Below are 19,725 nucleotides of genomic sequence, written 5' to 3' on the forward strand. Positions count from 1 at the left end.
TCAATGACTAATTTCAATCATCTCCTTGCCTGTTAACGCTATTCTGGCGACAATGAAGTCACATCACAGGGACTATAAAGTGCAGCGATTCTTGCAAATTACCTCATTATCTTTTCGTCTTCATTTGCTACTGAGTCTAAGTTTAGTGGCATCAGCGACTATGGCCGCTGATAACTTTTTAACGCTTTCAGTCAATGGGGTCGACGAAGCCCTGAAGCGTAATATTCTCGCCCACTTAGGTGCAATGCCTGACTCCGAAGTGCAGCGCCGAGCCTTCTTATTTAATGTGGAAGACAATGTTACCACCGCCCTAGAGTCTATGGGGTATTACCATGGAGAGTTGGAGGAACATTTAGTCGAGAAAGAGAAAGGTCCTTGGGAACTCAAGCTTACAGTCAATGCAGGTGAACCGGTTAAAATTCAATGGGTCGATATTAATTTTTCAGGCGAAATGCTTGACGACCGAGCCTTCGACAAATGGCTTGCAGAGGTCAATATTAAGCCCGGTGATACGCTCAACCACGGCATATATTCGGATGTCAAATCCCAACTGGTGACGCTCGCCCTCGCGCGAGGCTATTTCGATGGCGAATTTACAGAATCACAGATTAACATCAACCGCGATTTAAACACCGCCCAAATCAGCCTGCATTTTAACTCTGGCGCACGTTACCATTTTGGCCAAGTCAGTTTTGAAGGTCATACCTTAGAGCCGGATATTCTCACCAAACTTATCCCCTTTAAGGAAGATGCAGCCTATTCGACTCGCAGAGTCAGCGCCCTTAACCGTCAATTGCTGGATACGGGATATTTTTCCAATATTAAAGTGATCCCACAGCTCGATCAGGCAAAAGATAATCAACTGCCCGTCAAGGTAGAGTTGACCGATAAAGCCAGCCATTCCATCGAATTAGGCTTAGGTGGTGATATCGGCCAAAGCGCAGATAAGACCTTCGATCCTAGGGTGCGTGTTACTTGGCGAACCCCGCAGATCAATAAATACGGCCATTCCCAAGAAACCAGTTTGGAGTGGTCGCCAGACAGACCCAAATTTTTGACCACTTATACCATTCCACTGACTCATCCTTTGGACGACCAACTGAAGATCCGTTTAGGCTTACTGCGGGATAAATATGGGGTTACACAAGTTTACGAGCCTGAAAATCGTGATTTTCGCAACACAGGGCAGCTAGAAGCGACCAAGTATTTACTCGGTCTATTAAGACAGCAACGGCTGGAAAATCAATGGCTCATGAGCTATTCCCTCGATGCCATTCGTGAAGAATATACTCAATCAGATATCAACTACAGCCCGAGTTTTTACCTTGCGGGGATTAACTTTTCTAAAACGACCCGTGGCGATAACACCCTCGATCCCAAATCCGGTTTTAGGCAAATATACAGCCTAGATTATGCCGATCCTTATCTAGGCTCAGAAACACGCCTTGCCCGCTTGCAGGCAAAATTTAAATGGATTGACACCTTTTTTGATAACCACAGAATCGTGGCCCGCATGGATTTAGCCGCCAACCTTGCCAATGAAAATGAGTTAGCCTTGATCCCACCATCACTGCGTTACTTTGCAGGTGGTGACCAAACCATTCGCGGCTATGGCTATCAAGAGTTAGGCCCTTATCTGGACTATATCGATGCCGATGGTAAGGTCAACCGGGAGGTTATCGGTGGTCGTTACTTAATGGTTGGTAGTTTGGAATATCAATATTACGTTACACCAACATGGCGGGTTGCTACCTTTGTCGATGCGGGTAACGCTTTTGATAACAATCAGTTTGAGCCCGTTATCGCCGTAGGTGGTGGTATCCATTGGATATCCCCCATCGGCCCAATTAAGTTGGATTTAGGGGTAGGTTTGAAAGAGACAGACACTATCGACCGCTCATGGCGTATTCACTTAACCATGGGGACAGAATTATGAGTCAGCCCCCAATTCATGAGCCCAATACATCCGCTCAACATGAAAATCAAACGCATGAGCCACAAACTGTGGAACAAAACCCAACTTGTGTTCCGCCTAAAACCCTAAAGCTGCGCCTATGGCAAATATTTAAACTCTGTACGCGCATTATTGTTTACGTCCCCTTAACTTTCTTGGTGATGATGGCATTACTGCTGGGGACTGAAATTGGCTCACGGGTCAGTGTCGGCTTAGCCGATAAATTTGTGCCCGATCTGGCGCTCACCTACACCTCTGGCTCCTTAAATAAGGATCTCACCTTAGCCCACGCCAGTTGGTCAATGGAAGGGATTAACGTTGAGCTCAAGAATTTACATTTGGCGTGGCAACCCACTTGTTTGCTACAAAAACAACTGTGTGTGAATGCTTTAACGGCGAGCCAAATCGATGTCAATATCGATACCGAGGCCTTAAGCTCAGGTTCCACTGAAGCCGACGTTACCCCCGAAAATGATGAGCCGAGTGAACTGGTTCTGCCCTTTGGGATAAAGCTCGACAGCGCTGAACTGAACAACATCAATATTGCGGTCGATAAGATGCGCTTTTCGGCCAATCATATTCAGACCGCCGCTACTTGGTTTGCCGAAGGACTGACAGTCGAGCAGCTTAGCAGTGAAGGCTTGGCTGTGTTAATTCCTACCGAAGACAGCCCTGTTCTAGACACACAGGCCACAGATCCTCAAGGCGCAAGTATTCAAGTCACAGATACTCAAATCACAGGCACACAAGTCACTGACACCAAGGCAGCCGAGACAGCTGCAACTGCAGCGGCGATAGCAAGTGCTAAAGCTTCAGCGGATAAGCCCATTGCTAATAAGGGAGCTACGGCGCAAACGCCAGCGAATACTCAGGCTGAAAAGCAAATTGATAAAAACGCCGATAAGCAAACATCGACAGAGGAATGGGCACTTGCCCATTTACCGCAGGTGTTTATGCCTTTTCCGGTGGATGTAAAACAACTTAGCTTAGACAACAGCCGTTTGCAGATTGGGCCACGCGAAGATCTGTTTAGCCATATTGAGCTTCAGGGGCAATTTGCCAAGTATCAGTTAACCCTTGATAAACTGCAACTTGGCCACAGTTATGGAGATCTTTCTGTGGTGGGCCAACTCGCCCTCGAACAGGACTATCCGCTCGCGCTTGAGGTTAAGGCCAATGTGACTCAGGTTGCCGAGTTACCGGAGCTGACACATCAACAATTAAGCCTCACGCTTAGCCAAAGTGTCGGACAACTCGGTATTCAAGCCCTTGCAAAAGGAGATGTCGATTTTAGTCTCAATGGGCAATTGACCCTGAAAGATCCCACGCTTCCCTACAAGGTCAAACTGGAGAAAGCCCGCGCACAGTGGCCACTGCAACATGCCGAGTATCTCGTCAGCGATCTTAACCTCGACAGCCAAGGCTCCCTTACTCAACAAGCCGCGACGCTCAAAGGAAATGTCACTACACCTTTCCATAAAGTGTTAGCCATTAGCGGTGAACTCCATCATCAAGATGCGAAACTCGATATTAAGCAGTTTAATGCTAAGGGCGAGCTAGGTTCGATCGATGTAACCGGTGAACTAGATTACGCTAAGGCGATCAATTGGAAAGCCAAGGTATTGCTCGATAACCTGAAATTACAGGAAATCACCCTGCCAGAAATAGCGCAGATGCCAGAATCAACGCCAAATAAGGACACGAACACACCGAGCACAAATACCGATAAGGCGATGCCTGCCACTGCAAGCAGCAGCCTGCCAAACAGTTTAATCTCGGGACAATTACAGACCACGGGACGTTTGTTAGATAAACAGTGGCAAGTTGCTCTAACGGACACTCAACTGTCGGGCACCTTGCAGGGATATCCATTTGATATCACCGCCGATGTCAGTATCAACGATAAACTGTATATCAGCGCCAAAGGGGTCAATGCCAAGGTACTGGGTTCCACCTTAACTTTAGCGGGAGAAACCAACAAAACCTGGAACATTGAGGGTAAGCTGCAAGTCCCCGATTTTGGTTTATGGCTGCCCCAAGCCAGCGGCCAATTGCAGGCCGATATCAATGTCACTGGGGATGAAAAACATCCACAGCTTGAGTTAACCGCACAACTGGTCGATCTGGTGCACCAAAATATTAAGCTGAGGGAATCCACGCTCAAAGCCTACTATAAGCCTTTGGATGCACACGAATTTGCCCTATCGCTCAAGTCTAAGGCGCTACAACTCGGTTCACAGAATCTAGATACCGTCACCTTTGGCAGTAAGGGCGATATTCAAAACCAAAAACTGACCCTAAGTGCCACTGGGGATTTGGGGCTCGAGCTTGGCGTGACCAGTCAATACGATATGAAAAAATCTCGACTACAAGCTCAAGTGAATAAAATTAACTTGGCAACTCCTGTTGGTCGCTGGGAAATAGATAAAGATATCCTTGTTGCATGGGATCAAAATACAACCAAAGGCAATGTCAGTCCCTTCTGTCTAGTCAACCCTAACAGTAAGATTTGTTTAGATAATCAAATCTCGCTAGGTAAAAAAGGCGAGGTGCAACTAAGTTATGCTGGTAATCTTGGTAAACTTTTAGCCCCAGTATTACCAAGCAATATGGATTGGGATGGTCGCTCTTCGCTATTGGCAAACTTTGCTTGGACCGCAGGGCGAAAACCCACGGCGAATGTCGATTTTAACTTCGAGCCCGGTAGCATCAAACTCAAACGCGCCAAAAATCGCGAAGTCACCATTAAATATCAGCAACTTGCTTTAAAAGCTAACTTAGATGCCAAACGACTAATGTCGTCTATCAACTTTGAGTCACAGGACGTGGCAAGCTGGCAAAGTGAACTCACTGTTAACGTGACGCCTGACCGCGCGTTGTCGGGTTATGCCAATATCAAACAAATTAACCTTCAACCTCTTGGCGAATTTTTCCCACAGCTCAATACCCTAGAAGGCTTACTGACTAGCAAATTAAACTTTGCTGGTACCCTAGATGCCCCCGAAGTATCGGGTAATGTTTCGCTCACTCAAGGAGCTCTTGCACTGACAGCGAACCCTACCCTTATCAATAAAATTGATCTGTCGATGGATCTTGGCGGTCAGCAGGCATCCCTTAAAGGTCGCTGGATGATGGGCAATGGTTTAGGCCGAATTACGGGACAAATGCGTTGGCCTCAAGGGCTGTTTAGCGGAGAACTTGCCGTCAAAGGCGATAAACTGGCGGTGATCCAACCACCACTCGCACTCTTAGATGTATCGCCCGATCTCACGATTGCCTTTAGCAGCCAACAACTTGAAGTCAAAGGCGTAGTCGATGTTCCCTCGGGTAATATTAAGATAGTGCAACTGGCTGAGGGTGGTGTAGCCTTGTCAGAGGATGTCGTTTTCAATGACTCTATTGCCGCCGCGCAACCTAAAGCCAGCCCCTATGCCATTGTGGCCGACCTGAATATTAACGTTGGCAACGATCTTAAAATCGATGGTATGGGCCTAAAAGGTAAGCTACAGGGAACCTTAAAACTTCAGCAACAGGCGTTTCGCCCACCCCTGTTATTTGGAGATATTAAGGTCAAACAAGGCAACTATAAGTTTATGGGGCAAACGCTAAAAATCCGTACGGGTGAAGTGCAATTTGTAGGCCCACCTTCTGTCCCTAATTTAAATATTGAAGCAATTCGGGAAATAAAGAGCGAAGATTTGGTCGCGGGAGTGCGCGTCACTGGTACTCCCACTCGGCCGGTGGTCACCCTTTTCTCTAATCCAGCCAAGGAACAAGCCGAAATTCTGTCTTATATTATTAAAGGCAGCGGGTTCAACAGTACCAATAATGAGCAGAACAACTCCTTGATGATGGGAGCTGCGCTGGGACTCAGTGCTCAGGTTGGTGGCGGTGGCGCTATTAATAATATTGGAAATACAGCAGCGGGCATTATCGAAGAATTTGGTTTCTCTAACGTGCAACTCGATACTAATGATGAGGGCCGTGTTGCCATCAGTGGTTTTATCGGTGATAACCTTATGGTCAAATACGGTGTTGGCGTATTCAATCCTGGATATGAGATGACTGTCAGATATTACCTGTTATCCCAACTCTATCTTGAAACCGTATCCGGTACCTTAGGGCAATCCCTCGATATCTATTACAATTTCAATATCAAGTAGTGCTTGGCTAGCACGCAGACACATAGTGAGCTACATGCCGATGATGATATTGACGCTGTGCACAGGCAAAATGATTAAACACCAGCAATTGTTTGATGGTTAAAGTCACTTAACTTGCAAGCATCAGAGTTTGATGAGCGAAAAACAGCCACAAAAAAAGCGCCATATAGGCGCTTTTTGCTTCAATTACGCAATTAAGCGTAAACGAAGTCAACGTGTTCAATGATTGGCTTGAACGCGTGGCGTTGCATAGCTTGTGCACTAACGCCTACTTCTTTGCCATCTAATACGATAGTCACTACAGAAGTATAGAAATCAGCGTTAGCTTGAATGTTGATGATGTCTTTGTGATCAAAAACAATAGAAACTGGCTCTTTGCCTGCGCCATAAATAACGGCAGGAACTTTACCTGCATGACGTAGGCGGCGGCTCGAACCTTTCCCTATTTCAGTGCGGGTTTGTGCTGGGATAGTGTAAGACATGTGTTTCTCACTTAAATTTAGAGTAAAAAATATCACCATTCTCGACCAATGGTGACTCATATAAAGCGCGCGCATACTAACACAGTTACTCAGCAGGTACAAGAACAGCCAAACTCTGAATGCAATGGGGTAATAATGGGATATCGTTATCAATTAACAAGAGTATTTATTGAATTGGGAAACTTGTTCTAGCGCTGTTACATAGGCGAAACACCTTTGATCTGAATCGAAAAACACGCGATCTTGATCACACTTAAGCCATTCGATGCCTGTTAAGCTCGAGCAAATTTTGCCACTTCAGCCTTGTAAAACATGTGTCACGAGCTGTATTTATTGCAACAAGAAAATCGACTCTCCTGCCAATTAGCCCGTGAACTGGTCTCACTCATTAAAACTGTCCCCTATCAGCAGACCACGATAGAGTTAAAATTGCTGGAACTACTCGCCTGCACACAACAAAAAAACCGCAGTTTACTCATGCTAATGCAGATCTGTGAATCACCGGCAGTTGAGAGCCAAAGACTAAGACAATTTAAGTTTTCACAAAGTCTGAATAAGCAAGTTAGTGATTGGCAGCAACACCGTGAGATGAATAAACTGGGACAAGTTTTTTTGCCGCTACTCGAGTATTACTTACAGGACATCCAAACACTAGAGCTGCAATTTTATCAGCAGCTCTCATTAAACACTGAGCAAAAGATACAAACTACCAATGCCGCACAGGACCGCAGTCAACGTGCACAAAACCAGACTTAGGATAATAGCCTACGCCTCCTAGCTTAAGTGATAAAGCCGCATCTCTGATTGTCTTTAATTTGACCCCAGGGATCGCAATATCCATTGCCATGCCTTGCATATGGTAACTTTTTTTAGCTACACCACCACTTTTACCTGCCAACATCGCATTGGTTTTTGGTGAGCGGTAACCAGAAATCACATGGATTTCATTATCAGTATTTAACGTCGTCTTAAGCGTATAAAGCAGATCAAATAAGCGTTTATCCATCGGTGCTGTTACATTTTGACGGTGATCTCGCAGCAAGTGGCTAAAATCGGCCAACACTTCACTCTGATAATGGCCATCGACCCAATAGCTACCGTTGTTATATTCACCCGTATGGCGATTATACAGGCTAAGCTCACGCACACCTTTGGTTGAACGGCTCGCTATCGCTTTGGAAGGAATTAAGGAACACAATGCCACACCACTGAGGCCTAACAACAACTGCCTACGGGCAGGACAAAGTAAGGTCACATCATCACCTTCTGTTCGTTTTTTGGACACTGAGAACGCAAATTATCGTGAATTGCCATCCAGATCAAGTCTTGATCGACATGCAAACAATCAGATTAAAAAATCCTTCAAAAGTTCAATCAATTAGAGCATGTTAAAAATCGTTGCCGAAACCACATAACTCAGCTCACTCTCCTGCTGGTAAATGTCATTCCGATATTGCACTTCCCCAGCGTCATCAAGCCATACCGTCCAATAGACAATAAATATGGGCAACTTATCAGACAAGGAAAACCATTGGGATTGGGTGATATCTGAACTTAATTTATCCCAAAGGCGCTGATCATTGACTAAATGGCTCTTAAACCAGCGTGCTAATTCTTCAACCTTCTCGACCCGAATACAGCCCGATGATAAAGCTCTGTTAGCCTTTTTAAAGAGACTTGGCTCAGAAGTTCCATGCAAATACACACTAAAACTATTGTCGAAATGAAATTTATAGCGGCCTAAGGCATTTTTGGGTCCTGGCCGTTGCACCAACTGATAAGGAAAATGCGATGAAGCGAGTGCTTGCCATTGTTCTGCAGAATGCTCGGCGCGCTTACCATCATAATCGTAAGCATCAAATTCTCGTTCAGTAAGATAATGCCCATCATGGCGAATATGCGGCAGGATATCACGTTGAATAATCGTGCGTGGCACTCGCCATTCAGGGTTCATCACAACACTGGAAATTTGACTTTTTAATAAAGGCGTTGGCCGCGATGCTTTACCGACAATCACTTTAGACTGTAAAGTCACCTTCCCTGCTTCAACTAACTGGAGCTCAAATGCTGGAATATTAACCAGTAGGTAGCGTGCTGGTAACTGTGGTGTCAATATCCACTGTCTCAGCATATTTTTCGCCAGTAACTTAGCCCGAGTATGGGGCGATTGGTTAAGCCAGTAAAGGGTTTGTTTTCCTATTACGCCATCGGCTTGTAACCCATGTTGCCGCTGGAATTGCTTAATGCTAGTCACTAGTTGCTCGTTATAAAGCATCCCATTTTTAGCCTCTTCAGCAGATTCGATAGTGGGTTCATTTGGCAGAAAGCCTAATACAAAAAGTCGCTTCGCAATTGGCAAAATCAAAGGACTTTGCTGCCCAGGAGTGAGTTTTTCTTCCTGTGTTAACGTATCCCATGAAGTCATGTTCTCTAACCTCATGAGCTGTTTAAGCGTAAAGAGCACGGCTCGGTAATGAGTGTCCTGTTGAGTAAATACCTTACTGATACAAGGTTCAACACATTCCGCTTGCTGATCGAGGTAATACCAATAGCGTTCAAGCTGTTGGTGCATCTTAAGCAGTTCGGCTTGTTCATCAGTACTCAAGGGCCGATGTTGCCATTGGCTGAGTTTTTGATAATTAGCTCGAAATACCGGACTGACATCGGCAAGATCAAGCAACAATGTCTGATCGAGTAGTTGTGTAATAGAAATGTCTAGCTCTGTAGAACCATTTGTTAGTTCGGTAGACTCAGCGGCTTGTGGTGCACTCGAAACGAATGTAAACACCATCAACAGCGCTTTTAAATACCATTGAAATGTGCAACACCCCAAGCGATAACACCGCGCAAAACGAGTCACAGACACCATAGACATCTCCCTTTGACAACAGTAACTTAGGTAGGTTAAGAGATGGATAAATGCAATCAGTACAGCAAAAAATCAAATGCCTAATCTCAAACTGCACTTTGCGCTGAAAACAAGGCAAATGTAGGCGCAAAAAAACGAGCCTATAGCAAGTCAATTCAATCCTGTAAGTCGTGCAACGAATTGTTTGCGATACATTTATTATCCAAAGCGAGATTAGTATTAAGATCACTATAGCTGAAGCTGTTCGTAAAATGCAGCTCACTATCGACCTAAAACAAAAATGCCACTGATCATCAGTGGCATTTTTACTATTTAGCGTAATAGAAAGTAATTAACAGAAGGAAACCAGATCCTCTGGCACAAACTGTTCTGGTAGTTTTTGCAAACTCCGCAGCATTAGCGGATTAGCCAGCACTAAAGCCATTTCCTGGCGATTAAAGAGTGCTAAGGCACTTTGCTGACACTGTGCTTCATGTACTTTGACGTGCACAATGGCTTCAACTGGTTCAATCGGCGTTCCGGCGGCACGTAGTGGCTGTTTATCAACCATGGCTAAGTGAAGCTCCATCAGCGCAGGATCTTTCAGTAATTGTGCTAATGTCCAAGGCTGTTCAATATGCGCTTGGTAAGCCGCACGCGCTTCTTGTGCCCGAATACAAATAGGCGCAGGACTGCGTTCTTCTGGAGTGGCGAGGATCCCAATACGTTTGAAAAACTCCCCAATTTTAATCGAACCGGTCCAAGCCGAAATGGGCACCGCTAACCACAAACCAATCAAGGCGGGGCTCATCCACGCGAGCAATGTTAAGGAGTCCAAAATCGCGGCATAACCCAACATAACACCTGCAAGCATATGCCAACGGTGGCGATAAATCAGGGTTAACCAAGGCATGCTACCATCGTCACGGCGCTGTGGAGACCAACCACTATCACGCCCCATCAGAATCGACATTACCGCACCACAGTGGATGAACATCATGATTGGCGCGATCAATGCTGAGAGAATGACTTCAAATAACACACTGAGCATCGCTTTAATGCGCCCGCCTACGCTGCGGGCAAATTTGCCATCTTTTAACAGCAACAACACGCCAAAGATCTTCGGTCCAAATAACACCACCATAGTAATATAGAACAGTCTCAATGCCCTATCCGAGTCCATGATTGGCCAAGTTGGGAATAATGAGAACTGATCGGTGAAGTACTCTGGACGAATAAAGTGGGCCTGCAAAGCGAGCATCAACCCCGTTAAAATCAATAACAACCAAAATGGCGAAGATAAATACGCCATAATACCCGTCATTAAGTGCAGGCGACTAACCCAATGCAACCCTTTAGTTGGCAGAATACGCGAGTGCTGCAAGTTACCCTGACACCAACGACGATCGCGTACCGCTAAGTCAACAATTGATGGAGGGCATTCCTCGTAGGAACCGGGTAAATCGTATGCAATGACCACACTCCATCCGGCACGGCGGATCAATGCAGCTTCAACAAAGTCATGGCTTAGGATATGACCACCAAAAGGTGGCTTACCCTTAAGATTAGGTAAACCCGCAGCGCCCATAAAGGCTTCAGTCCGGATAATAGCGTTATGGCCCCAGAAGTTACCTTCTTTTTGCACCCACCAACCAAGACCAGTACCGATCACAGGACCATAAATGCGTGCAGCAAACTGCTGCAAACGCGCCATTAAGGTGGTGCCATTGATCAGTGATGGAATCGTTTGAATAAGACCCGCATCAGGATCAGCCTGCATCCGCTGCGCTAAGCCCGTGATAGTGGATGACTCCATCAAACTGTCGGCGTCCAGGACTAGCAAGTGGTCGTAACGCGAGCCCCAACGACGGCAAAAGTCCGCTACGTTACCCGCTTTACGTGCGACGTTTTTACGGCGGCGACGATAATAAACACGAGAATGTTTATGGGTTTCTTGGCGAAGAACTAAAAACGCCTGTTCTTCTAACAGCGCAATTTCAGGATCGGTAGTATCACTTAAGATAAACCAATCAAACGCATGCCCATGACCCGTTTGCGATAATGCTTCAGCCATCACAGATACCGCTGAAAATACCCGGTCAGGAGATTCATTATAAGTAGGCATTAAAATCGCAGTGCGCGTGTGCAGCTCAGTCTGTGCAAGCTCGTTTGGCTTAGGCTTTTTCAACAGGAGGAAAAAGCCAGCAATTCCACTACAAAACGCCAATGCAATCCAGCAGAAGTTAATCGCAAACAACGCCAACATCAAATATTCGAGGGGAGTAATCCCTCCAATACTGAAAACTGCGCCCATTTCATAGATCGCAAAGGCCGATAGTAATAAGGCACCACCAACAACAAACACCCGACGGGAAACCCGTGAACGGACTCCATTTGCCACAGTGCTACGGCGTGGAAATCCTTCAGGCATTTGGGTTAAACTTTGGGGCTCCATAGCGCCAGGCCTTTCATTAGGCATAGCGCTACCACCCACGAGTACTTCAGTCTCAAGTACCGAATTCTCGGATACAGTCATATTATGTTGCTCCGTCATGGACCTTAAAGCGTCCAGCGATAGAGCCAGGTTTCAACCTGACGCGGTGTAGAGAACTTGAGTTCAGCACGCAATTCGATAAGGTCTTTATCTTCGGGCTCTAACTCAAACGCGAGGCGATAACCATTGTTTGCCGCATTACGCGCGATGACAACATTTGAAATTACTCCACCAGAAGATTCAACCTTCGCGAGTGGTAACTCATCAGGCATAGCGCCATTTAGATGATAATCAACGACAAACAAACGTCTAGGGGTCGCTTTAGCAATGTCAGCACGACCACTTGCAGTACGACTTACCACGACAGAATTGGTTTTCGCAACTGGTTCATCGCCCCAGCTCATGCGATAAGCGAAGTGATATTCGCTACCAGCAGGAATAGGCTGACGCGGCTTCCAGAAGCTCACAATATTATCATGAATTTCTGATTCTGTTGGAATTTCTGTCAGAACAACCGCACCTTGTCCCCAGTTGCCCACAGGCTCAATCCATAAACTTGGGCGACGCTCATACTGGGCTTCAAGATCCTGATAAGAGGCATAGTTACGTTCACGCTGTATAAGACCAAAGCCTTGTGGTGAGTTATCAGAAAACGCACTCACCTGCAATTGACGTGGATTTGCCAATGGACGCCATAGGTGCTCACCGCGGCCGTTGAACATCAATAAACCGTCTGAATCATGGACTTCAGGTCTAAAGTCATCGGTATCGTGGCGACCGTTTAATGAATGCAGGAACATGCTGGTGCTAGGTGCTAGTCCAACTTTATTTAATTCGACACGAGGGAATAAGGTCGCTTCAACGTCGATTTGGGTGTTATCACCTGGACGTACCGAGAACCGATATGCACCTGCAACACTCGGGCTATCGAGCAACGCATGTACCACGATCAGATTACTGTCGTAGGATGGACGTTCAACCCAAAAAGCGCGGAAAATCGGAAACTCTTCACCTTCTGGATCAGCAGTTTTTAATGCTAAACCACGGGCAGATAACCCATAAGAGTTACCTTTACCTAAGGCGCGGAAATAACTCGCGCCTTGGAACACCATCAGCTCGTCAAAAATACCGTTAGTGTTTAATTGGTTATGGATACGAAACCCTGAGTAGCCGATATCATCATTAGGTAATGCTTGAGAGATAACCTCACCCGCAGTGAAATACTTAGGCTCATAAGCTAAGTGGGTCGCTTGGTTTGCTTCAACGATGGCAATTTCAATTAAATCTTGAAAATAAAACCCGCGGTGAAACATTTGCATTTGAAACGGTAAACCTTGATCGCGCCAAATTGACGATACTGGGTTAAAACGAATATCACGGTATTCATCATAGGTTAACTTAGCAAGACCAGCAGGCAGTGGATCTTTTAACACTACATAGGGCTTAGAGGCCAATTTACGCGCCAATTTCACCACAGTTTCACCATCAAAGGTGCCTGTTTTGGTGAATCTTACTTGCGTTTTGTTTGCAGGCTGAGCAGTTGCCTTGGGTGGACTCACCACGGGCGTGGTAGGTTTATTCTCAACAGGCTTGGTCTCATCAGCAAATGCAGTGCCCGAAAAGGCGAACGCCGCGCTAAGCGCCAGTGAGCAAATGAGTGAAGAAGGTTTAAACGATTGGCAACGCAACAAGCTAACCATAGGATAGGTAACCTAAAAATAAACTAAGAAATCAACGTTTTTTATATGTACAGTGACATTTTTTTATTGCGGTTTGAGCGAAAAAAAACACCGACTGTTACACATCGCGAAAGATATCAGAAGGAGTAAAAAACTCATAAATAAAGATGCAGTTAACTCCCTTTGCACAATACTATTTAGCAATATACTTATACTTTTAAAGAATATCAAATTCGAATTAACATACCAAATTGATCTTTAAAAGTAACAAAGGCTAATAAAGTGCTGCCAAGTTCGCAGAATGAACATTGAATCAGTTAGTTTTACAAACTGGCCACCGACAATAATCTTAGGTGATAGTCGCTAATATGCGAGCCTAAGCATACAAAAAGTGATTCGTGAGAGACTTCATTGACTTACACGCTTAACACTATCGAGGCAAAAATAGGCTGACGACTAAACCTGTCTCTTCACGGGGAGTGATGGTTAGTTGGCCTTGGTGTAAGCCAATAATATGCTGACAAATGGATAATCCCAATCCCGCACCTATACCTTCATTTTCATTGACACGGTAAAAACGCTCGGTGGCATTCGCAATTTGCTCACTTGTCATCCCTTGACCACGGTCGGCGATCTTTATTTCAACGCCTGTGGTGGTTTGCGCTGCACTAATGCTAATTTCAGATTCTACTGGGCTGTATTTACAAGCATTTTCGATAATATTCTTTAAAACCACCAGCATATAAAAACGGTCACACATAATGGATAATCCGGCATCCACGTCAATATTCCACTCATATTCAGTGATCAGGGGCATCAGTTGGTTGAGCGCATCCTCCACCATAGACAACAAGGTATGGGATTGCACATTCAACTCGGCAATCGAATCGACACGAGCGAGCAACAATAATTGTTCTACTGTATGGCTCATGTGCTTAACACCAGCATCAATCGCGGCAAGGTGGATATGCTGAGCAGGTTCATCTGCGACTAATCCCTCTAACCCCTGTTGATGTAACTTAATCACAGATAATGGCGTTTTTAACTCATGGGCGGCATCGGCACTGAAGCGGCGCTCTCTAGCAATGAAGTGTGCAATACTGCTGATATACTGATTGAGTGCCCGTCGAACTGGCACTAATTCCTTAGGCAATGACATAGCTAACGGAGTGAGATCGTTAGGTGAGCGTGCCATTAATTCCCGTTCAAGGGTTTTTAGCGGCCGAAATAGAATATAAAACAGTAAACTGACGATAAACAGGGTTAACGGTACCACAATTAATGGCACTATTACTGCGTTATGCATAATTTGCGAAACCAACTCTTGGCGCACTTCATCCTGCTGAGCCGTGATAATCCACACTTTATATTTAACAGAAAAAAAGCTGAACACATGCCACAGCTCCCCTTCGAATACTTTTTTACTATAGCCCTGCACAAATTTAGTGATCGGCTCGCGCCCAATATTGTCTGAAAAAACCAACGCCTGCCCCGCTTCACTCCAGATCTGAAACGCCAGTTTATGTTCATAGGCAAGCTTAAGTGCATCAGCCTTTTCAGCAAAGCTACTGACTTGACTGTCCGGAACATGGAGAACTTGAGGTTGTGATTGGGGAAGCTTAAAATCGGCTTCTTCATGGTAGAACAACTCGAGCATTTTTGCGGTTTGCAACATTTGAGCATCAAATAATTCTTCAATTTGATGCTTCGCATCACGAGTGCTAAACCAGCTTGAAATCCCTACTGAAACCGAAATCCCCGAGAGCATTAGCAAGGTTAATAGCAAGCGTAAAGAGTACACATCCAGCACCTTGAGTCGATTCAACCCGTTATCCCCGTCGTTTGTATGAGTGTAAACCTGTCTTATAAAGCAGTTACTTCATACCGATAAACGTCGAGTTTGTCACTTAAATCCTTGCATAAATTGCAAGATGGCTAATTCAGTTCCGTAAGGGTGTAGCCAATTCCGCGCACGGTCTTAATTAACTCATTAGCTAATTTTTTACGTAAATGATGAATATGGACTTCGATTGAATTACTGCCCACCTCATCCCAGCCATAGGTGAGCTGTTCCAGCTGATTACGGGTTAACACTCGACCAGCCGACTGAGCAAGTTCAAGTAATAATTGAAATTCTCTGCGTGAAAGGGGCACATTTTGATCGCGAAAAATCACTTCTCGCGTGTTGAGATCAATACTTAATGCACCAATATTTAAACTGTTATGGTCTAGACCATATTGACGGCGCACAATTGCCCTTATACGTGCCGCCAACTCACGCACATCGAAGGGCTTACCTAAATAATCGTCGGCTCCGACATCTAGGCACTCCAATTTAGTATCAAAATCGGTATTCGCGGTCAGCACTATGGTGGGAATCGATACCCCCTGCGAACGCCATGTTTTAAGGAGTTCTTTACCATTACCGTCGGGAAGACCTAAATCAAGCACAATAGCGCTAAAGGTTTCATTTTTTATTCCCACTAACGCCTGCTGATAGCTACTTAAGTGATCCACCTGCATGCCCATTTTGGCAAGGTTGAGGCAAATTCCCTGGGCCAGTAATTCATTATCTTCCACTAACATGATACGCATGATGATGCCCTATCGAAAAAGACTAAACTGAACCGATTGCTCGGTTAAAAAGGCTTCTGCCTGCTCACCCTGCAACATTGCCATGGTGGCGAGCATTCCCGCGGTAACGCAATTGGGTCCAAGAACGGTCACCGACCGTGGCGCACCGCGCACAGGATATCCGGTTCGTGGATCAATGATATGCCCATAACGCCTGCCATCGACCTCAATAAAACGCCTTGTGTCACCACTCGTCGCTAAAGCACCTTGTGTAATAGCGAGCACTTTGGCTGCACAATCAAGGCGATGCGGATCTTCAATCCCCACCTGCCATGGAACTGAATGCGCTACAGGACAAGCAATATCACCGCCAAAATTCACTAATACCGAAATCTTAGGGTAGGATTCCGCCAGTTCATAGGCCACGCTGTCAACCGCGTATTCTTTTGCAATCCCCCCCACATCAAGTTTCATACCCGTGGGGATTTTTAGCTCGTGTGAATTAAATTCAAGGCGTTCAAATCCAACTAAAGATCGCGCTGCGGCGATATCAGCCATTGTGGGCAGAGTAGCGTCCGGAGTAAAACGCCACACTTGCATCAATGGACAAGCAGAAATATCAAATAGCCCGCCACTAAGCTCAAAGCATTGTTTCGCAAAGGATAAAATTTGCCAGGTTTCTTCATCAATGGGCACTGGTTTGCCTTGAGCATGATTCAACTGCCACAGGTAATTACCTTCAATAAAACGGCTGTATTTTTGCTCGATGCGAGACGCCTCCCGAGCTGCCATATCGAGCATATCGTAGGCAATACTCTCATCATGACTGGCAATGAGTAGCTCGCATGGGCTGGCCATTGCCCTAAATTCCCCCAAGAATCCCCAATCACGGCGCAGGAGTCGATATGGCGCACTTGGAGAAAATGATGGCATTTCGGGTTCCTTATGGTGGCGCTTAATGTGGCTTCACCAATGACAGGTTTAAATACAAGTCTTACATACAGGAACTGGGCAACTCAGTTGCCCAGTTCAAACCGTAATAACGTGAACTAACTAGCACAGTTTAGCTTTAAAAAGAATAACTAAACTGTGCAGTAATCGCCTTTTGAGTCGGGAACAGATCATAGTTTTGCAACTGACCAGGGAGCTCGGTGCCATTGTTTTTCGGATCTTGTTGATAGTATTCCAAGCGGTATGTCATCTCATGTCCGCCTGACAAACGGTGACCAAACTTAACCCCTACCGTATAGGCGCTCATATCCCCAATGCGGTAATCAGCACTAGCAAACTCAGGCAATGGTGACTCCGCCATCAAAAAAGGTTGATAGAAATTCACCGCAGCTTGTTGATAATAACGAAGATGCAACTGACCATAAAAACTGCCACTGAAGTAATAACGATAATGGGTTTCTAAGGTGTGTGAGGTTAAATCCCAATCATCGGTAGTATAGCGATAGGAAAAATCGACCACTCCCGAATCGAGCGCGCCTTTAGTCATCATATAAAAACTGTGTTTTAAGCGTGAATCTGGACGATTCTCGTAGACGATATTCTCGGTCGTACCGTTATTGTCTACGACACTTAAGACTTTGTAAGGATCGGTTAAATAGCCACTGACACTCGATAAACCATAGTTTGCTTGCAATAACCAACGCTGATTAAGAATTTGAGTGATACCCAACATCAAATCAGCAGTTTGTTTGTTATCGCTACTAGTTTGGCGAGTGGCATCAAATGCACTGCGATAAGCTTCATCGCTGGTAAAGTTATCGCGGATCGCCATCGTTGATAACGCTACAGGCCTGCCACCAACAGGGTCAACCACATCGAAGCTATATGAGGTGCCTAAAAACAGCGTGGTGTTGTCCTTATTAAAGCCACGCTCGACACCTGCATTAATCCCCATCGACATATAGTCGAATTCCTTAGAAGCATAAACACCGCCATTGACCTTCCAATCGGGATTCAGTACCTGCGACCAGTTCGCATTTGCCTGCACTCGAGTGTCGTGGAAAGTATCATCGAGCGGGGTTTCTCCCGCTGCTACGGTATATTGGCCATTGCCTGAAGGACGGGTAAAGGTTTGACTGTTACTTTGAGCGACAGCGCCCGAGGCCGAGGCCCCCGTTAAGCTATCAACCACCAGCTTAAGGTCAAGTACACTGTCATCACCAAAGTTTTTCTGTGCCGTACCTATAGCTTCTATCGCTTGAACTCTGTCCTGTTCACCGTAATACATGAGTGCGGCATCAACTTTCCAGTCATCGATATTTTTCGCCAGCTCGGTTGCATGACCATTGGACGCGAACAACCCACAACTGGCTAAGGCTAACGCGCTAGCGATCTGTTTTGTCTGCGGTTTTAGTTGCACAATTTGCGAGTCATTTTTGTCTAACTTATTGTTCTTATTTGTCATGGCTGACAACACCTTTATGTCACTGAAGCTTATTTAGACGAAAACCTAAGGTATTAACGATTATTAAATTAAGGTTTAGTTACAACCGCATCCACCACCAGCAAAAGCTCGGCCACCACTACTACCTTCTTTGCTGAAGTAAATATGATCATCTAACGCCTGATCTAACTTTTCGCTATCAAGCGCCATATCACTACGCGCAAACTGCCCTCTTTCCCACGGCTCAACCCCTAAGCTTGAACAACCACTCACTCCTAGCATCACTAACGAGACAGCAACTAATGTGATTTTGCGCATAGATCACTCCTTCAAAAGATTCACCAGTTCTTGTTCATAATCGGCAATATTGTCTTGGTAAAAACCGACATGCTGATTTACTAACTTGCCTTGGCGATTAAAGATAAAACTACTGGGCATACCCAATAAATCGAAGCTACGTGCGACATCGCCTTCAGGATTAAAGCGCACCGTAAATTGGGCTGGTACTTGCTTTAAAAATGCATCGGCAAGGGCTTTGTCGGTATCAAGGTTAATGGCTACCACCGCTAACCCTTGCTCTTGATACTTTTGCTGCATGGTATTCATCCAAGGAAAAGACTTACGGCAGGGTCCACACCAAGAGGCCCAAAAATCGACGTAAACGACTTTTCCTTTAAATTCATTCAGTGAAACAGTTTGATTTTGTGCATCAAAGACAAGGTGTTCAAGTGAAGGAGCGGCAAGTACGCTTGCACTAAATAATCCGAGGAACAACACGAGTTTTTTCATAGGCTATCCATTTATCACAATACAGTTCGAATTTATTAACTGAATCTTAAGGTTTGCTTAAACTTAAAAAGAATAAATAAAGTCTTTATGCCACATGGACATCTGAGCCATCAATTGGTTGGAAAGTGAGCTCTAACGGCAAAAATGTTAAAAGTGAGACATTTTGTCCCATTAGCAAAATCGAAATTAGATCTGAATCATGTTAATTTAATGTCAAAATCAGTTTAATCACATCTCTGAAAAATTCTTGATATGCATCAATAATTTTCTAGTGCCTAGCGCCTAAACTGCATGTGTCAATTATGTAAACCCTTAACAATTTACATTCCAACAACAAAAGGTTGACC

Annotated in this window: 14 protein-coding genes; 3 read left to right on the forward strand and 11 right to left on the reverse strand. The window is 45.2% G+C overall.

What is annotated here, in order from left to right:
• Nucleotides 1-79 precede the first annotated feature (79 nt).
• Together IEY09_RS07060 and tamB are read left to right on the forward strand one after the other, a co-directional pair.
• On the forward strand, nt 80-1,936 hold the full coding sequence (locus tag IEY09_RS07060; protein ID WP_037429113.1) for an autotransporter assembly complex protein TamA: 1,857 nt from the start codon (nt 80-82) through the stop codon (nt 1,934-1,936).
• Complete coding sequence (gene tamB, locus IEY09_RS07065) at nt 1,933-6,117, forward strand: autotransporter assembly complex protein TamB (RefSeq protein ID WP_188870433.1); 4,185 nt, start codon at nt 1,933-1,935, stop codon at nt 6,115-6,117. Before IEY09_RS07060 ends, tamB begins: the two co-directional genes overlap by 4 nt.
• 194 nt (nt 6,118-6,311) lie before the next feature.
• On the opposite strand, the gene rplY is transcribed toward tamB, so the two are convergent.
• Nucleotides 6,312-6,599 carry a 50S ribosomal protein L25 gene (gene rplY, locus IEY09_RS07070; protein ID WP_188870435.1) on the reverse strand — a complete coding sequence of 96 codons (288 nt, stop codon included), beginning with the start codon at nt 6,597-6,599 and terminating at the stop codon, nt 6,312-6,314.
• Between the two features lie 312 nt (nt 6,600-6,911).
• Between rplY and IEY09_RS07075 the strand changes: the two genes are divergently transcribed.
• A complete protein-coding gene (locus IEY09_RS07075) occupies nt 6,912-7,355 on the forward strand; it encodes a hypothetical protein (RefSeq protein WP_037417982.1) in 444 nt (147 codons plus the stop codon).
• Here the strand turns inward: IEY09_RS07075 and mepK are convergent.
• The 10 genes from mepK to IEY09_RS07125 all read right to left on the reverse strand — a co-directional run bounded on the left by mepK (nt 7,306) and on the right by IEY09_RS07125 (nt 19,378).
• Entirely contained in the window at nt 7,306-7,854 is a 549-nt protein-coding gene (gene mepK, locus IEY09_RS07080) for a peptidoglycan L,D-endopeptidase MepK (RefSeq protein WP_047540686.1), read from the reverse strand. The genes IEY09_RS07075 and mepK overlap by 50 nt on opposite strands.
• 123 nt (nt 7,855-7,977) lie before the next feature.
• The gene (locus IEY09_RS07085) at nt 7,978-9,390 is read right to left on the reverse strand and encodes a L,D-transpeptidase family protein (RefSeq protein WP_229777747.1); all 1,413 of its coding nucleotides are present in this window, start codon (nt 9,388-9,390) and stop codon (nt 7,978-7,980) included.
• A 409-nt stretch (nt 9,391-9,799) separates the two neighbouring features.
• Nucleotides 9,800-11,983 (reverse strand): glucans biosynthesis glucosyltransferase MdoH, encoded by a 2,184-nt coding sequence (gene mdoH, locus IEY09_RS07090; protein ID WP_037417976.1) that lies wholly within the window; start codon nt 11,981-11,983, stop codon nt 9,800-9,802.
• A gap of 23 nt (nt 11,984-12,006) precedes the next feature.
• Nucleotides 12,007-13,641, reverse strand: a complete 1,635-nt coding sequence (locus IEY09_RS07095) for a glucan biosynthesis protein G (protein WP_037417971.1) — start codon at nt 13,639-13,641, stop codon at nt 12,007-12,009.
• Nucleotides 13,642-14,050: 409 nt separating this feature from the next.
• A complete protein-coding gene (locus tag IEY09_RS07100) occupies nt 14,051-15,445 on the reverse strand; it encodes an ATP-binding protein (RefSeq protein WP_088585664.1) in 1,395 nt (464 codons plus the stop codon).
• Nucleotides 15,446-15,555: 110 nt separating this feature from the next.
• Nucleotides 15,556-16,215 carry a response regulator transcription factor gene (locus tag IEY09_RS07105; protein WP_037417965.1) on the reverse strand — a complete coding sequence of 220 codons (660 nt, stop codon included), beginning with the start codon at nt 16,213-16,215 and terminating at the stop codon, nt 15,556-15,558.
• Between the two features lie 9 nt (nt 16,216-16,224).
• On the reverse strand, nt 16,225-17,127 hold the full coding sequence (locus tag IEY09_RS07110; RefSeq protein ID WP_188870439.1) for an FAD:protein FMN transferase: 903 nt from the start codon (nt 17,125-17,127) through the stop codon (nt 16,225-16,227).
• A gap of 136 nt (nt 17,128-17,263) precedes the next feature.
• Entirely contained in the window at nt 17,264-18,610 is a 1,347-nt protein-coding gene (locus IEY09_RS07115) for a DUF3570 domain-containing protein (RefSeq protein WP_050991330.1), read from the reverse strand.
• A gap of 75 nt (nt 18,611-18,685) precedes the next feature.
• Nucleotides 18,686-18,907 (reverse strand): DUF4266 domain-containing protein, encoded by a 222-nt coding sequence (locus tag IEY09_RS07120; protein WP_037417959.1) that lies wholly within the window; start codon nt 18,905-18,907, stop codon nt 18,686-18,688.
• Nucleotides 18,908-18,910: 3 nt separating this feature from the next.
• The gene (locus tag IEY09_RS07125) at nt 18,911-19,378 is read right to left on the reverse strand and encodes a TlpA disulfide reductase family protein (RefSeq protein WP_037417957.1); all 468 of its coding nucleotides are present in this window, start codon (nt 19,376-19,378) and stop codon (nt 18,911-18,913) included.
• Nucleotides 19,379-19,725 lie beyond the last annotated feature (347 nt).

This window comes from Shewanella xiamenensis (assembly GCF_014647135.1).
Lineage (GTDB): Bacteria > Pseudomonadota > Gammaproteobacteria > Enterobacterales > Shewanellaceae > Shewanella > Shewanella xiamenensis.

What these genes read in the sequence shown, in the direction of transcription:
- tamB (WP_188870433.1), top strand. Translation starts at nt 1,933, where the DNA reads ATGAGTCAGCCCCCAATTCATGAGCCCAATACATCCGCTCAACATGAA.
- rplY (WP_188870435.1), bottom strand. Translation starts at nt 6,599, where the DNA reads ATGTCTTACACTATCCCAGCACAAACCCGCACTGAAATAGGGAAAGGT.
- IEY09_RS07075 (WP_037417982.1), top strand. Translation starts at nt 6,912, where the DNA reads ATGTGTCACGAGCTGTATTTATTGCAACAAGAAAATCGACTCTCCTGC.
- IEY09_RS07085 (WP_229777747.1), bottom strand. Translation starts at nt 9,390, where the DNA reads ATGGTGTTTACATTCGTTTCGAGTGCACCACAAGCCGCTGAGTCTACC.
- mdoH (WP_037417976.1), bottom strand. Translation starts at nt 11,983, where the DNA reads ATGACTGTATCCGAGAATTCGGTACTTGAGACTGAAGTACTCGTGGGT.
- IEY09_RS07095 (WP_037417971.1), bottom strand. Translation starts at nt 13,641, where the DNA reads ATGGTTAGCTTGTTGCGTTGCCAATCGTTTAAACCTTCTTCACTCATT.
- IEY09_RS07105 (WP_037417965.1), bottom strand. Translation starts at nt 16,215, where the DNA reads ATGCGTATCATGTTAGTGGAAGATAATGAATTACTGGCCCAGGGAATT.
- IEY09_RS07110 (WP_188870439.1), bottom strand. Translation starts at nt 17,127, where the DNA reads ATGCCATCATTTTCTCCAAGTGCGCCATATCGACTCCTGCGCCGTGAT.
- IEY09_RS07115 (WP_050991330.1), bottom strand. Translation starts at nt 18,610, where the DNA reads ATGACAAATAAGAACAATAAGTTAGACAAAAATGACTCGCAAATTGTG.
- IEY09_RS07120 (WP_037417959.1), bottom strand. Translation starts at nt 18,907, where the DNA reads ATGCGCAAAATCACATTAGTTGCTGTCTCGTTAGTGATGCTAGGAGTG.
- IEY09_RS07125 (WP_037417957.1), bottom strand. Translation starts at nt 19,378, where the DNA reads ATGAAAAAACTCGTGTTGTTCCTCGGATTATTTAGTGCAAGCGTACTT.